This is a genomic window from Comamonas sp., from assembly GCF_036643215.1.
GTDB lineage: Bacteria > Pseudomonadota > Gammaproteobacteria > Burkholderiales > Burkholderiaceae_C > Comamonas.
The window spans coordinates 1-14,812 of record NZ_JAVXSJ010000018.1; the positions used below are offsets into that span (position 1 = coordinate 1).

General features: G+C 52.4%; 14 protein-coding genes. 5 read left to right on the forward strand and 9 right to left on the reverse strand.

What is annotated here, in order from left to right:
* From RSF91_RS13130 to RSF91_RS13140, 3 genes are all read right to left on the reverse strand, one after another.
* A partial coding sequence (locus tag RSF91_RS13130; RefSeq protein ID WP_442878851.1) for a M61 family metallopeptidase occupies positions 1 to 991 on the reverse strand: 991 nt, incomplete at its 3' end.
* A gap of 105 nt (positions 992 to 1,096) precedes the next feature.
* The gene (locus RSF91_RS13135; protein ID WP_099735763.1) at positions 1,097 to 1,804 is read right to left on the reverse strand and encodes a DsbC family protein; all 708 of its coding nucleotides are present in this window, start codon (positions 1,802 to 1,804) and stop codon (positions 1,097 to 1,099) included.
* Between the two features lie 123 nt (positions 1,805 to 1,927).
* Entirely contained in the window at positions 1,928 to 3,052 is a 1,125-nt protein-coding gene (locus RSF91_RS13140) for an FAD-dependent monooxygenase (protein WP_332568844.1), read from the reverse strand.
* 161 nt (positions 3,053 to 3,213) lie between these two features.
* On the opposite strand from RSF91_RS13140, the gene RSF91_RS13145 reads away from it, so the two are divergent.
* From RSF91_RS13145 to RSF91_RS13155, 3 genes are all read left to right on the forward strand, one after another.
* Entirely contained in the window at positions 3,214 to 4,101 is an 888-nt protein-coding gene (locus tag RSF91_RS13145; RefSeq protein WP_332568845.1) for an MOSC domain-containing protein, read from the forward strand.
* 223 nt (positions 4,102 to 4,324) lie between these two features.
* Positions 4,325 to 5,419 carry a redox-regulated ATPase YchF gene (ychF, locus tag RSF91_RS13150; RefSeq protein WP_332568846.1) on the forward strand — a complete coding sequence of 365 codons (1,095 nt, stop codon included), beginning with the start codon at positions 4,325 to 4,327 and terminating at the stop codon, positions 5,417 to 5,419.
* 193 nt (positions 5,420 to 5,612) lie between these two features.
* Positions 5,613 to 6,863: a tyrosine-type recombinase/integrase gene (locus RSF91_RS13155; RefSeq protein ID WP_332568847.1), complete on the forward strand. Its 1,251-nt coding sequence runs from the start codon at positions 5,613 to 5,615 to the stop codon at positions 6,861 to 6,863.
* 136 nt (positions 6,864 to 6,999) lie between these two features.
* Here RSF91_RS13155 and RSF91_RS13160 read toward each other — a convergent pair whose 3' ends face one another.
* A complete protein-coding gene (locus tag RSF91_RS13160) occupies positions 7,000 to 8,004 on the reverse strand; it encodes a hypothetical protein (protein WP_332568848.1) in 1,005 nt (334 codons plus the stop codon).
* A gap of 185 nt (positions 8,005 to 8,189) precedes the next feature.
* Here RSF91_RS13160 and RSF91_RS13165 point away from each other — a divergent pair, with 185 nt between their 5' ends.
* Together RSF91_RS13165 and RSF91_RS13170 are read left to right on the forward strand one after the other, a co-directional pair.
* Positions 8,190 to 8,513 (forward strand): helix-turn-helix transcriptional regulator, encoded by a 324-nt coding sequence (locus RSF91_RS13165; protein ID WP_332568849.1) that lies wholly within the window; start codon positions 8,190 to 8,192, stop codon positions 8,511 to 8,513.
* 271 nt (positions 8,514 to 8,784) lie between these two features.
* Positions 8,785 to 10,092 (forward strand): hypothetical protein, encoded by a 1,308-nt coding sequence (locus RSF91_RS13170; RefSeq protein WP_332568850.1) that lies wholly within the window; start codon positions 8,785 to 8,787, stop codon positions 10,090 to 10,092.
* Between the two features lie 214 nt (positions 10,093 to 10,306).
* Here the strand turns inward: RSF91_RS13170 and RSF91_RS13175 are convergent, their stop codons facing one another.
* The 5 genes from RSF91_RS13175 to RSF91_RS13195 form a co-directional block, all read right to left on the reverse strand.
* Positions 10,307 to 11,494, reverse strand: a complete 1,188-nt coding sequence (locus tag RSF91_RS13175; protein WP_332568851.1) for a nucleoside triphosphate pyrophosphohydrolase family protein — start codon at positions 11,492 to 11,494, stop codon at positions 10,307 to 10,309.
* Positions 11,495 to 11,531: 37 nt separating this feature from the next.
* Positions 11,532 to 12,626, reverse strand: a complete 1,095-nt coding sequence (locus tag RSF91_RS13180) for a nucleotide kinase domain-containing protein (protein ID WP_332568852.1) — start codon at positions 12,624 to 12,626, stop codon at positions 11,532 to 11,534.
* On the reverse strand, positions 12,623 to 13,573 hold the full coding sequence (locus tag RSF91_RS13185; RefSeq protein WP_332568853.1) for a class I SAM-dependent methyltransferase: 951 nt from the start codon (positions 13,571 to 13,573) through the stop codon (positions 12,623 to 12,625). The genes RSF91_RS13180 and RSF91_RS13185 overlap by 4 nt, the downstream gene beginning before the upstream one ends.
* Before the next feature lie 93 nt (positions 13,574 to 13,666).
* Complete coding sequence (locus RSF91_RS13190; protein WP_332568854.1) at positions 13,667 to 14,317, reverse strand: hypothetical protein; 651 nt, start codon at positions 14,315 to 14,317, stop codon at positions 13,667 to 13,669.
* 6 nt (positions 14,318 to 14,323) lie between these two features.
* The gene (locus RSF91_RS13195) at positions 14,324 to 14,812 is read right to left on the reverse strand and encodes a TIR domain-containing protein (protein ID WP_332568855.1); all 489 of its coding nucleotides are present in this window, start codon (positions 14,810 to 14,812) and stop codon (positions 14,324 to 14,326) included.

Below are 14,812 nucleotides of genomic sequence, written 5' to 3' on the forward strand. Positions count from 1 at the left end.
ACAGGTCGTCGTAGTAGCTGGTGAAGCCTTCAAAGAACCACAGCAGCTCGGTGTAATTTTCCTGCTCGTAGTCGTAGTGGGCAAATTCCGCCGGGCGCAGGCGCTTCACGTTCCAGGTGTGAAAGTACTCGTGGCTGATCAGGCCCAGCAGGGTGTTATAGCCCTCGCCAGCCTTGGCCTCGCCCTTGCGCGGTAGGTCGCGGCGGCCGCAGATCAGGGCGGTGCTGTTGCGGTGCTCCAGCCCGCCGTAGTTGTCGTCCACCACATTGAGCATGAAGACATAGCGATCCATGGGCGGCTGGCTGCCATCGGCATGCCAGAAGGCGATTTCGGTTTCGCAAATCTTTTGGGTGTCGGCCAGCAGGCGCTCGCCATCAAAGCTGGGGGCGGCACCGGCCACCACAAACTCGTGCGGCACACCGCCAGCCACAAAGCTGCCGCGCCAGAACTTGCCCATCTCCACGGGGCAGTCCACCAGCTCGTCGTAATGGGCGGCGGTGTAGAGGCCAAAGCCGTTGGCATCGACTTGGGCTGCCGTCAGGCCGGTGGCGACTTGCCAGTCTTGCGTGGCGGGGCTGCTCAGCAGCTCCAGTTCATGGGGCTGGCTTTCTTGGCCAAGCACGCGCAGGCACAGGCTGGTGCCGTTGAAAAAGCCTCGGCGGCGATCCAGCCAGGCGGTACGCACCGAGGTGTCGTAAGCGCAAATTTGATAGCTGATAACGCATGCTGCATCTGCGCTACAGACAATTTTCCATTGATTTTTGCTGAGCTGTTCTGCTGGAACGGGTTGGCCGTTTTGCGTAGCGCTCAGGCTTTGCAGGTTCTTGGCGAACTCGCGCACCAGATAGCTGCCGGGAATCCACACAGGCAGCGACAGAAGCTGGTCGGCTGCAGGCTTGATGATGTGCAGCTGAACATCAAAAAGATGAGCATCTACCGCGCTGGCCTGCACGGTGTAGCGAATGCCGGGGGCATGGGAAACGGTCGTCATGGCAGCTCCAGAAATGCGGCCGGAGCAAGCGAACCTATCGCAGCGCGGTGGAGTCACACAGACCTGACGCGCGCTGCTCCGGCAGAGATTGAGTTGTTACTTGGCTTACTTGGCAGCAGCCAGGTGCTTTTCCACCTCGGCGGCAGAAATGGCACCGGGTACGCGCACATTGTTGGAGAACACGACGGTAGGGGTGCCGGTGATCTTGTATTTGCGGCCAAAGGCCAGATTGCGCTGGATGGCAGCGGTATCGCACTGCACGGCGGAGGCATTCTTGCTGTTTAGCATCTGCTCATGCCAGGCCTTGGCCTGATCCTTGGCGCACCAGATGTTGCGCGACTTCTCGGCCGAGTCGGGGCTCAGGATGGGGTAGAGGAAGAGGTAGATGGTGACGTTATCCACGCTCTGCAGGTCTTTTTCAAAGCGCTTGCAGTAGCCGCAGTTCGGGTCTTCAAACACGGCCATCTTGCGCTCGCCCTTGCCGTGCACGATGGTGATGGCGTCCTTGAGCGGCAGCTGCTTGAAGTCCACCGCCGTCAGCTGGGTCATGCGGTCTTCGGTCAGATTGCGGCGCGCCTTGGTGTCGATCAGCTCGCCCTGAATCAGATAGTTGCCCTTGGCATCGGTATAGAAAATGTCCGTGCCCACGCGCACTTCATACAGGCCTGACATAGGGGTGGCGCGGACCTCGTCGATTTTTTCGAGCTGAGGAATGCGCTCGGTCAGCGTCTTTTTGAGGTTGGCATCCTGGGCGTGAACATTCAGGCCGAAGGTCAGGCTGGCAGCAGCCAGAAGGCAGGCAACAAGTTTCATGGGTGATCTGTCAGGCCGCGCAGGCGGCTGGAATGGCTAACGGTTTCTGCCGTCCCGGGTGTGCCGGGAGGCAGGGCTGAGGGTTGGAGTCTGATCAGTCTCAGGGGTTCCATGAAGTTGGCGTCAGAGCAAACCCATGGCTTGCTTGGCCATCCAGGACTTGAGCAGGCCGCTGCGCTCAAAGCCCTTCATGCCCCAGTTGCGCAGCATCTGCATGGGCACTTCGGGGCGGGCAAACAGCTGCTGCAGGCCATCCATGGCCAGACCCATGGGGGCCAGAGCCGCCTTGCGCTCGCGCTCGTATTGGCGCAGCAGCTTCAAATCAGCGGGGCTGCGCCAGTAGTCGCGCTCTTGTAGCACGCGGGCCAGCGCCTGGGCATCGGCAAGGCCCAGGTTCAGGCCCTGACCTGCCAATGGGTGTACGTTGTGAGCGGCATCACCGGCCAGCACCCAGCTCTGGTTGCTCTTTTGCGCAAACGGGCCGCACCAGCGGTCAGCCACCGCCTGCTGCAGCGGCCAGGTGGCGCGGTCAGCAATCATCTCCAGCTGGCCCAGTGCATCTTGACTGATGGCCTGCAGGCGGGTGGTGAAGTTTTCTTCGTCGCTTTCCAGCCACTGGGGCACCAGCGCTTGCTCCAGCGACCAGACCACGGCCACTTCATGACCTTCTGGGCCGCCCATGGGTAGCAGGGCCAGAATTCCTTCGGGCGTAAACCACTGGCGGGCGATGCCGCCGTGGGGCAGCTCGCAATTCAGGCGCGTGGCAATCGCGTGCTGGGGGTAGGGGGTGACTGTGAACTCCACGCCAAACTCGCTGCGCGTGCTGCTGGAGCGGCCTTCGCAGACGGCGGTGAGGGCGGCTTCTACCGGCTCTTTGACGATTTCGACCTGTGGCTGGTAGCGCACGGCCTCGGCCAGACGCTGCTCCAGTGCGGGCACATCGACAATCCAGGCCAGTGCTTCCACATCTTGCGATGCGGCATCAAACTGCACCTGGCCGTCCAGATCACCAAAGACCTGCATGCCGACCACGGGCGTGGCATCTTCATCGTCGGGCCAGCAGCGCAGCGACTGCAGCACGGCTCTGGAGCTGGCGTTCAGCGCATAGGCCCGTACATCCTGCTGCTGTGATCTGGCCTGTGGCGGTGCCACGAGGGCGACACGCAGACGCTCACGCGCCAGCAAAAGGGCCAAGGTCCGGCCCACAATGCCGGCTCCACGAATACATACATCAAAGGTTTGCGCCATGACCGTCATTGTAGAAGGCGCAGGCGGGGCCTGTGGGCATAGAGGGAACCCCGGCGCCCCGCTGTTGTATCGGGCACGCAACTATATTGTTGATAGCGCCTTGCGCATGGCTAGCAAGGGCTAGAGTGCAAAATGATGTGAAATTTAGCAAAGGACATGCGATGACGGACTCCACCCACGACGTGCAAGGCCAGATTGCCGAGCTCTGGATTTACCCAGTCAAATCCTGCGCCGGCATTGCCGTGCAACAGGCCCGCCTGTCGCGCCACGGGCTGGAATGGGACCGGCACTGGATGGTGGTGGAGCCAAATGGCGAGTTCTTGACCCAGCGCAGTCACCCGCGCATGGCGCTGATTCGCCCTGAAATCACGGCTGATTCATTGCTGCTGCACTTTGCCGGTCAGCCCAGCCTGCAAATACCGCTGCTGGCGCAGGGCGAAAAATGCCGGGCCCGGGTCTGGAGCGACACGGTGCAGGCTTGGGATCTGGGTGAATGGGCGGCACCTGCTCGCGCATGGCTCAGTCAAGTGCTGGAAACGGACTGCCAGCTGGTGCGTTTTGACCCGGCCCAGCCCCGCCAGGCCAGCGAGCGCTGGGTGAGCAGCGGTCAGGCCCCGGTGCATTTTGCCGACGGCTACCCGCTGCTGGTGCTCAGCCAGTCGGCTGTTGATGAGCTGAACCAACGCCTGGCGCAGGCGGGCGAGACGGCAGTTGATGCCCGGCGCTTTCGCCCCAATATCGTAATTGCCGGCATCGAAGCCCACGACGAAGACCGGGTGGAGCAGCTGGATGTGAAGGAGCTGCCGGGCTTGAGCCTGCTGCCCTGCAAGCCTTGCACGCGCTGCCCCATCCCCGATATCGACCCGGATACGGCGGTGCCGGGAACATCGGTTGGGCAGTCAATTGGCAGTTACCGCCAAGATCCACGTGTGGATGGTGCTATTACTTTTGGTATGAACGCGATTGTGCTGGGCCTGCCTGAAGCAGATGGCGCAAGCGTTCAGCTGGCGCTGGGCCAGCAACTGGCGGGCAATCTGCGCTTTGATTAGCCACCTCCTGGTAATGACGGGCGCAATCTACGGCAGATAAGCAGAGATTGCCGGGTCATTACAATCGAGGGCTTTCCGTGACAAAACCGGCACAAAACTCTGCAAGCCCAGAGCGCTCTGCCGTCACGCTCCCAAGAGAACCAGATTCGCCTCAATGCGGATCGGGCACTTCGGCCACGATGGTGTGGTGCCAGGTAGTGCATTGATACATAAGGAAAATTCCATGAGCCTCAAATGCGGCATCGTTGGCCTGCCCAACGTGGGCAAGTCCACTCTTTTCAACGCGCTGACCAAGGCTGGCATCGCTGCTGAAAACTACCCCTTCTGCACGATTGAGCCCAACACCGGCGTGGTGGAAGTGCCCGATCCGCGTCTGGATCAGCTGTCCGAGATCGTCAAGCCCGAGCGCGTGGTTCCCGCCATTGTGGAATTCGTGGACATCGCTGGTCTGGTTGCCGGTGCTTCCAAGGGCGAAGGTCTGGGCAACCAGTTCTTGGCCCACATCCGCGAAACTGACGCTATCGTCAACGTGGTGCGCTGCTTTGAAGATCCTAACGTGATTCACGTGGCCAACAAGGTGGACCCGATTGCCGACATCGAAGTCATTCAGACCGAGTTGTGCCTGGCCGACATGGCTACGGTGGAAAAGGCAATTCATCGCTATAACAAGGCCGCTCGCTCTGGCACCGACAAGGATGCCGCCAAGGTGGTTGCCCTGCTCACCCAGATCCAGGATGCCCTGAACGAAGGCAAGCCAGCACGCACCGTGCCTGTGTCCAAGGAAGACGCACCTCTGATCAAGCAGTTCTGCCTGATCACCGCCAAGCCCGCCATGTTTGTGGGCAACGTGTCTGAGGACGGTTTCGAGAACAACCCTCTGCTGGACCAGCTCAAGGCCTACGCCGAAGCCCAGGGCGCGCCTGTCGTGGCCATCTGCGCCAAGATCGAAGCCGAAATGTCCGAGATGGACGACGAAGACCGCGACATGTTCCTGGAAGAGCTGGGTCTGGAAGAGCCGGGCCTGAACCGCCTGATTCGCGCTGGCTTCAAGCTGCTGGGTTTGCAAACCTACTTCACAGCTGGCGTGAAGGAAGTGCGCGCCTGGACTGTGCCTATCGGCGCAACAGCTCCTCAGGCGGCTGGCGTGATTCACGGTGACTTTGAGCGCGGTTTCATCCGTGCCCAGACCATTGCGTTTGACGATTTCATCCAGTTCAAGGGTGAGCAAGGCGCCAAGGATGCCGGCAAGATGCGCGCTGAAGGCAAGGAATACATCGTCAAAGACGGCGATGTGCTGAACTTCCTGTTCAACGTCTAACTTCAGACTGTTGTCTCATGCGGTTGCATGAGGTATCGAAAGCCCCGTAAATCAAAGGTTTACGGGGCTTTTTCATTTCCTGTTTGTCTCATGCTGTCTCGTGTTGTCTCAAATGAAAGTGGGTACGATGGTGGGTATGCTCACTGCGTACCCATCTGAAAAGTGGGTATGAATATTTGTAGAGAGAGAAACCATGATGAATGACACGCAATGCCGTGCAGCCAAGCCTAAAGATCGACCTTACAAGCTCAGTGATGACAAGGGGTTGTACTTGGAGGTGAAGCCCAACGGCACCAAGGCTTGGCGCTATCGCTTCAAGCTTGAAAAGGATGGGAAGCTCAAAGAAAGCGTGTTTGCGATTGGTGATTACGGGAGTGCTCCGGCAGGAGAGGCGGCCGAAGCAGCGCAAGTAAGGCGTGCTGGTGGGCGTTTCACGCTTGCTGAAGCTCGCGAGGAACGGCTCAAGGCGCGTGGTTTGGTCAAGCAAGGCATCAACCCTGCCCATCAGCGACAGTTCGACAAGATTAAGCGGGTGCAGCAGAGTGCAATCACCTTTGAGGCCGTTGCTTGTGAGTGGCTGACGATGAAAGACTGGGAGGACACGACCAAAAAGCGCCGTCTAGACATGCTGCAGCGTGTGGTGTTTCCCAAAATTGGAGTGCTTCCTGTAAAGCAAGTCACATCGGCACATGTGCTCGATGTTCTGCAAACGGCCCATAAAAAGAATGGCCCTTCTGTTGCTGCTGATGCGCTGCGCACTATGGGTAGGGTCTTTGAGTTGGCAATCTCGACACTGCGTGCGGACATTGACCCGGTGCATCCTGTACGCAAGGCCCTTCCCGCCAACAAAACGCAGCATAAGCGCCCTTTGTCTGCAGAAGAAATTGGGCAACTTTTGCGTGACTTAACCAGCCATGGTGGTCGCTACGAGACTCTTGGGGCTTTTCGCTTGATGTGGTGGACTTTGTGCCGCCCCAGTGAATCGGTGGGGGCGAAGTGGTCGGAGTTTGATCTCGATAAGGCTCTGTGGAAAATTAATGCCGAGCGCATGAAAAAGCGTAAGGAGCATGTGATACCACTGCCGACACAGGCAGTTGAAATGCTGCGTGTCCAAAATGGTTTGACTGGGCACTATGAGCATGTTTTCCCTGGAAGAGATGATCGAAGCAAGCCCATGAGTGTGGCTTCGTTTCGACAAATGCTCCATGCATTAGGGTGGGCTGGGAAGTTTAGCCCGCATGCCACGAGAACCACGGGCAGTACACGCCTGAATGAAATGGGCTACCACCCAGATTGGATAGAACGTCAACTTGCACATATTGAGCCTAACTCAGTGCGACGTACATATAACCATGCGGATTACCTTTTAGATCGAGCGAAGATGATGCAGCAGTGGGCAAATATGTTGCAGGAGTTGGAGAATGGTGCTAAACCTAAATGCTAGCAAATTTTACGAGCAATATTTTATATGGAAATTGAACTCTGAAAATGAGTTGCGGATGTGAAGGTGTACAAATAAAAGATGGCGCAAATGCGCCATTTTTTATATTGAAAGTAGATATGTATTTTATTTGAATAGTTTATTCGCTAAGGCGTTTAATGTTATCTAGGGATGTGATTTTCTTGCGTTCCTCTTCATTTTTATGGGATTGCTGATGAAGAAAAGCATCCTTTTTATTTTTTATGTTTGGCATATTCAATTTTGGGTAGCATTTTACAAAATCCCCTATGGCTTTTTTGAAGCTGCTGATGGTTAAAGTAAGTTTGTATTTTTCTAATAGTTCTCTATATAATTCTTCCCGGTTGCTATTATATTCGCATTTTCCACTGGGTCCGGTTTTTGAGCGTAAGTTGTTAATCGAAGAACGCTCAATTTCTATTTCTATAACTTTTTTCAGTTCAGTATATTTGTTTTTTCCTATTCCTTGAAAAGGGTCTTTTTGTTTTTTGCTCTTTGGTTTTATTTCTAAAAGAGTCGCCTTGATGATTTTCCAGTTTTCTTCAGGAATTGCCTTGCTTTTGTCTTTGAATGCGCCTCTGGATATAAATGCATCTAAAGAATAGCTCGCATCTTTGGATGTATTGTTTTTTTGTTTTGCTATCAGAACATAATCTCTGCCTTGGTCATCTTTCCATTCGCAGTAGTTTTTGATGAGGTTGTCGATATTTTCTGAGTAATGAGCGCTTAAATGTATTCCAACCCGCATCCAAAAGACAATGGATAATTTCCTATCTGTCGTGTAGCTTGGTATGGATTCACTTAAATAATCCGTTATTCTGGAAATTCTAGATACTTGACCTAAAGAGAGATTTATCTCTTTATCTCGACGGCGAAATTTTTCTGTAACTGTTGAAGTTTGATTTTCGAGTAACCATTCAAGATATTGCTGAGCTTCAGTTGAGCGATCGAGAGAGAGCAATACTGTGATGAACTCGCTATAAGTCCATTCACTTTCTATAGAAGTTTTTATTTTCATAGAATTTACTAAATAGTTAATAGCCACCTTGAGGCTCTGGCGGATGGGAGCCGCACACCACACACCACACACCACACACCACAGTTTGTATAGGTGCAACGTACGCATCTTACCTCACACCTCACACCTCACACCTCACGAAATTTAGAAGTGCATGACACCTCATCGGAGACGACGTATGTGGTCTCTCGAGTACCTCGCACCTCACGCAAGGAATCAAGCACTAGCGCCATTTTTTGAAGGTGAAAAGCTATTTTTTGAAATCTGTAAAGGGTTAGGGCTAGAGCTTCTGTATGTCGCAGATTGCTCGTAGCAGCTGGAGATATTTCATGGCAAAGAGCCGACTTCCTACCTCTGCACAGCTCACTAAAAACGATGTCCTTGTCGATGCGAAGGGCCCCCGTATTGACCCCGCATTTTTCGCCTTCGATAGCTTGCCGGATGTAGCTCTCGTGCATTTGCCTGTCGTGCAGGCATTGTTTGCGTGCTCACGCGCAACAGTGTGGCGTCGCGTGAAATCCGGCCAAATTCCTGCCCCTTTGAAACTCTCAGAGCGTACAACGGTTTGGCAAGTTGCTTCGTTGCGTAAGCATTTGATTGCGTTGGGCGAAGGCTGAATCGCTTCCTGACTTTTGCTTGCTAAAAGCTGTAAAAGTCAGGTATTGAAAGGCCGCATAAATATCAGTTTTATGGCTAATCGATTGAGTGACGAAACAAGCCATAAGCCATAAATCATAAAGAAAAATCTGTAAAAATAGCTGTTTTAAACGCTATACCGATAGAGCCGATAGATCAATGAGGCTACTGAATTGTTGAACTAGTAATAATGGTGTAAATATCGTATAGCTGTAAACCACTAGCAATAACCAATTTACGAAGAGAATAGAAATGAGTGATTCGATGGGTACGATGTTTTGGATGATTCCGATTCCAGTCAAGGAAGCTAGTGAGACGTTAAAGATTGAATACACTGGCTCAATGAATAGCGGTAAGGTTAAATTCGCAGATATGCTGACGTTGACGTCTCCAATCACAGGAGCGGGCTTTAAGGTTTTACCTTGCTTGGATAAGGAAAAGAAGAACTTTGTAGGCTTTCTGGTAAAGATGAATGTGCCAGCATGCGTTATCGGAAATAATGCCTTTGTGCATGTTCTTCCTTACGAAGCTGCTAAAATTTCAATGCTTCTTTTGAAATATTATTTAGAGAGTATCGGTGTTAGTCGCGAAAGCTTAAACCTGATTAGCCTGAATAATGCTTCTATAAAATATTTGGATCTGACTTATCTTCTCAAGTTTCTTAGTATTGATGATGCTGTTCTCAAACGTAATGAGTTAGAGGAGCGTATTAATGCTATTTATCACTATTTGCCTACATCAGATAGACCTCATGTAGGTGAAGAAAAGGATCGAACTGTATATTTGAAAATTCGCAATCATCCATTTATACGTGCATATATTAAGTGGAAGGATATTAAAGAAAAGAAAAAATATGATTGCGATGTTGATGTGAGCTATTTGGATAAAACTACGAAAGCTGAAATCTATAAATTAAGCCAGCGTGGGCTGCGTATTGAACTGTGCGTCAATGGAGTCTATTTGGGAAAGATGGAAACTGATATGAGTAGCGTTATGGCTTGGAAAGATAAAGCTAAAGCAGATACTGCAATTAGCAAAGTATTTGATGATTTCCGTTCCATGCTTCGGTTGGAAGATAACCTTCGCCACAACAAGCACCGCCCCAATGACTTGGCTAAGCTTGATAAAAAGACGCATGATTTTCTGAAGCTTTATTATGCTGGTGAGGAAGGTGCTTATTTTGAAGGTCTAACAAATAATCAGCGCTATGAACTAAAGAAGAAGATTTTGAAGGTTGCGCGGATTGATCCTAATATCCCATGGGCTAAGCACCAGCAACTGAAAGCTATAAAGTGGTGCGTTCAACCCCCGGTTCCTAAGATCTCAGAGGAACACCATAAAATCTCGCCTTATGTCTTTAATATAGAAAATATGAAAATGTTTAATGAGAAAATTAAACAAGCAGAGGGAAATATTATGAAAGCTAAAAGTAATGGCGGTACTTCAGATATCTCTGATTTAATGGGTGATGTCCAAAAAGTTGAGGAAAAGCAGGCTAAGCCTTATCGTGGCTTTGGGGGGTTGAAGATTCCGAAAATTAAGAATATGGCAGATGAGTAGTCAATAATTTGATTGATATTTATGGCGTGTGACTTGGCGGTTGCACGCCATTTTTTATTTCTCCAATTTATCTGGAAGCTATGCGAGTGCCTACAAATGGAGAACAGTGTGCTAGAGCTCGTGCCGACCTAGCAGATTTTTTCCACAGAAGGTGTTGGTCTGACTTATCCCGAGTGCTTGGCTGACTTTAGGCTGCCACTGATGGCCGCGTCGACTATGTGGCCTGTTCTAGTAAACTAACTCTCAAACTTCTATTGTGCAAGTCAACTGAAACCAGGCCACCGCGATGTAGGCGGAGGAAACGGAAGACTCGAAATGCCTCGAGAATTGCGTGCTCCCACGCCCAGGGAGGTAGTCTTTCGACCTCATAGCCCTTAACCATCTCTCCAATCGTTTTCAGTAAGTCAAAGTCAACGCTCTCAACATGCTCGAACGCTTGATGGCGTAATCCGTGAGAGAAGATCCAGTTAGAGATGCCTTCCTCTGTAATCTTGGCACGAGCACCATCTTGGTTTTCGTCTGTACTCGGGCAGCTCTTGCGCTTGACCTGGAGTAGGCCCCTCAAAACTGGTGACCATCCAAGGATGCCGGCAAAAGCAAGATGAAACACGTCATGGAAGCGGTAGTCGTCTTTCTGTGCTCGGTTATCAGTGAGCCGGTCACCGATATTGACTCCATTCATTGATTGATATACGTACCACCTACCATCCACTTGTCGTTCATCGAAGCGAACGTGCATAAGGCGAGGAAGCTGCTCTGTTGGAGCATTCGCTGCGTCGAGCAGAGGCCCCCACTCACGCCGAATGGGCCATCGCGCGAGCACTTTCGACAGATTGGTAATCGCTGCATCGCCTAAATCAATCTGGGCATCGTTGGACGCAGCGACAAGCTGTCCGAAAATCTCAGTTAACCCAGACGCGAGGTTATCGCCGGAGGTCCGATGACGACGTAGCAGGGCACCGACGGAACCTGCTAATCCAAGAAGACCAGAGCGAACATGCGATGGATCGGCAGGTCCATGAAATAGCGAGTTCTGAGGCTGCAGATCGTTAAAGGTGCGCAAATTCGTCCCGATCCCAATGTTGCAGGCGATCTCTTGCAAGCTCATGCGGCAGTACCCAACCGCATTTGCGAGGTACCAGAGGACGTCACCTGTCTCCTCTAAGGAGCTTGCTTTGTAGGAGACGTAGGAGTTTGGATCACGCTGTTTCTTCTTAAGTTCGCTGAGTAGACTTCCAATCTCCCCGAATAGCCCGAGCAGTAAGAACTCAAACTTCTCATTGCTGTCGCTTGGGCCGCGGTAGGTCTGAGCGGCGCACTCTTGGTACTCGTTGAGGCTTAGCGCCCCAAGCTCGCGACTACCAAGCTCCGAGCGAAGATCTTCAATGGTCGCATATTGCATGTCAATCTGAGGGCAGTCTCCAGCCGGAAATGGGTTCCTACTCGTCTTCAAAGAGATCGAGGCTCTGCTGCATATCAGCGCTGTTGGTTAACTTTAGCTTGGTGGCTGTCCACGGGCTTAGCGCTTTCACGCCTGGCAATGTCCCGCTGGCTGATAGCCCCCACTTTGGTGGAAAGAAGAGTGGTATCGGAATCGGCGACGGTTTAAAGCGTGCCTTTATGCGACTGCGGGCGCTTGGTAGCTCGGGAGCTGCCTCACGACAGTATTTGTCAAGTTCACAAAACAGACCTTGACAGTCAATGCCGTGCAGGGGACGCCCGAAGAGTCCATTGAATGTAAGCCCCAACCGAGCAAACTCTTCGTCTTGCCGTTCAACCATCCAAAGAATAGCGTCTGCGGGGGAGTAGTCTCCAAGGTCCACGAATGCCTTCTTCAACCCCCTCAAGGCCCCCGGCCCAGCTTGCACACAATCATTCTCACCAAAGTTTGTCAGCTCGGAGTAGTTGATGTCTATAGCGGTCTGATAGGCCATGAATGGACCCATCAGGGGGTAGCTCTGGAGCAATGAAACCAGGGCTTGAAGACTATGCGAGTCGATTACCCGCTCAGCGCAGTCTCGCTCGAGAAACATATGCCTAAACAAAGCGTCATGATTCCGGTGCTTCTCATCAAAGCCGAACGCTTTATTTGCGCAGAGGATAAACGCGCCTGTGTAGAGGCCTTTGCCTTGTTCTTTAATTTGGTCAAGCCCTCTAAGGAAGGCACCTGAGCGCAGATGTTCGATGCGAGGCGTCTCCCCAAGTAGTCGTGTCAGTTCGAGCCATGTTCGGACATTGCTGAACATACGAAATGCCACAATCTGAAAAATCCGATCTAGGGGGGTCGTATTTGGGTCTGTTCCGTAGGCCACCTCTCGAATTAGGAACTGAGATACTCGGTCTAGTGCACGGAAGACATTGCAAAATTTGAAGGTCTGGAGAATGCGGTCATCTGACCAGGGCTGAGACTCTCCCCCTAGTCGTGTCTCAAAGGCATGATGCCTCCGTGCGGCAAATGACCAATAGAGCTCGTACACACCGTACCGAGGAGTGGGGGGGCGCCGATGCACCACTGTCTGGGCACCCTTCTTCATTGCTGCCGCAGAAAAACGCCTGTGCCGTGTAAATTGAAGTACCTTGGGTCAACCGATAGAACCTTGGCGGCGATTCGCTCGCCTATGGTGTCGATAAACATATTGGTTCCAGCCCAGTGATCGAAGATGATGGCACCGCCCACTTGTGTGCGATCGGCGATGACCTCAAGAATGGCACGCGCAGATGTGAAGTTGTCTGTATCGACGAACGACAAGACTAGTTTTTCGTCTTCGAGCCTTGATACCGTCTCTACGACGTCACCTGCAATGATTTCGACATTTCGCTCATTGAACACCGCTCTAACAATCCCCTCATCGGTAAAGACGCAGTCGGGGTGGCTGTACATATCAAGCGGGCTTCGTCGCTGAGGAAAGCCTCCAAATGTGTCGAAACCAAACACTTTCCAAGACGCACCGAGCTCTTCGATGAATTTCGAGATAAGCATGGTGGTTCCACCCTTGAACATGCCGAACTCTGCGACCACACCCTTTAGCTCCCTACGATGAGCATTCTTTAAACACTGAAAGATGTGCACTAGGCAATTCGGGTACCCGTTTGCTAATGACGTGATATATGAGTTTCGACGGGCTCGTTCGTATGCATCGTCCGCGAACTCAAAGTGCGCATATCCGCCCACAAGCAGCTTAGTCTCTGGAGTGACCAATAGCGCTACAGCCTCCAGCAACGGTTCCTTTTCGGCGTCTTGGGCGATCACAATCACATGGGGCGCAGCGGAATGAAGCTCTTCTAAAGACCTGACGAGGCCCCCGGGGTGCGGTGCGAAGAATCCCTCGAGTGCCGCTGCCCCTGTCTGAAATATCGGCATGGCGGCAAGCTCGAATGCGGCTTCAGACCATCCCACAATCGCCACCCTTAGTCCCGGTCCGCCGACTATGATTGCGTCGATTAGCTTCTGTTTGAGCCTAGAAAGATCTGCCGGTTGCATTGTGCAAAGCCGCCTTTTATGTGCTTGATTTGAAGGGATATTTTCAACGCCACTGCCATTTGGAAATAGCGAAGTGGTAGTGCCTAAACGTTACTAGATCATTCGCTCACGCTCTGGGTCGAAACGGCGTCCTGAAAGCGAGAAATTGATGGGATCAGCGATAACTCTGTTTGAGTTAGCCGCGACCTTTGCTTTTAACCACGCGATAAAGTTAGGCACTTGCTCCGCCTTGAAGCGGAAGTAGTCGCGAGGATTTTTCTTGTATTCCAATTCGTTTATGACCTGCTGGGTCAGTGGCTCAGCCGACGAGCCAAGGTAGACGTACTTTGTTGAGAGCAGCACGCGATTGATGCGGGTGTCATGCTTCGTGTTCAACTCAGATTGGCTTCCATCTATCAAGCTATGTACTGAGTCCTCTTGCTGCCACGGAGAATCTGTAGATGTTCGATGGTAGATGTTGTCCCCGACCTGTTTCATCGGTGTGCCATTCCGCACCGGCCTGCGTGATACGTAGTCGGGATTGGACCAGTAATCGTCGAAGGTGGCTTCGCTGGTGATCTCCATGGCAAAAATGCAACGCATTGCGGGTTTGAGTTTGGTCCCGGTCATTCCGACGACCCAATCACCGATCCGCGCTTGCTCACGGATTCGTGGCTTGCAGCAGGCGAGACTACACATGCCACCAAACGGATTTGGAGCAAATCCCAAGTCATAGCTAACGGCATACATAAAGACGCTAGTCATGAGCATTCAGCAGCTATTGCGAGGGAAATGGTTGGTCGGTTGTCGAGGGGTTCCGTCCGGGTTCTGGAAAGGGTCAGATTTGCCGTCAATAGCATCCATAACACTGTCTGAGTTCCAAGCAACTAGCGCGTCGCCGTACTTTTTGAACGGCTCCGGTAGGTCGTTTTCAGTGCCACCACGCTCGTAGACACCCACAATGCGCTTACCAAGCGTGTGCGCCTTGTTGATTTCCCAATCGACCCATGGCCGGGTGTGAGTCTCGCGGCCGATGAGGACTACAACAGTCGTAGCCCAGGACATCTTCATGCGAAGCAAGCGCGCGATGACTTTGTCGCTGATTCGACCTTCATCTAAGCGACGTTGGTTCGCAGGCTTTGCTCGGATTGAGCTATTGCGGATGTCATAGCCAGCGCGACTCAGCATACCGGTAAGTCCCGAGACTTTCCGATCATCCGCATGATGATGGCTGATAAATACATGGCGGCGCTTCGTCAT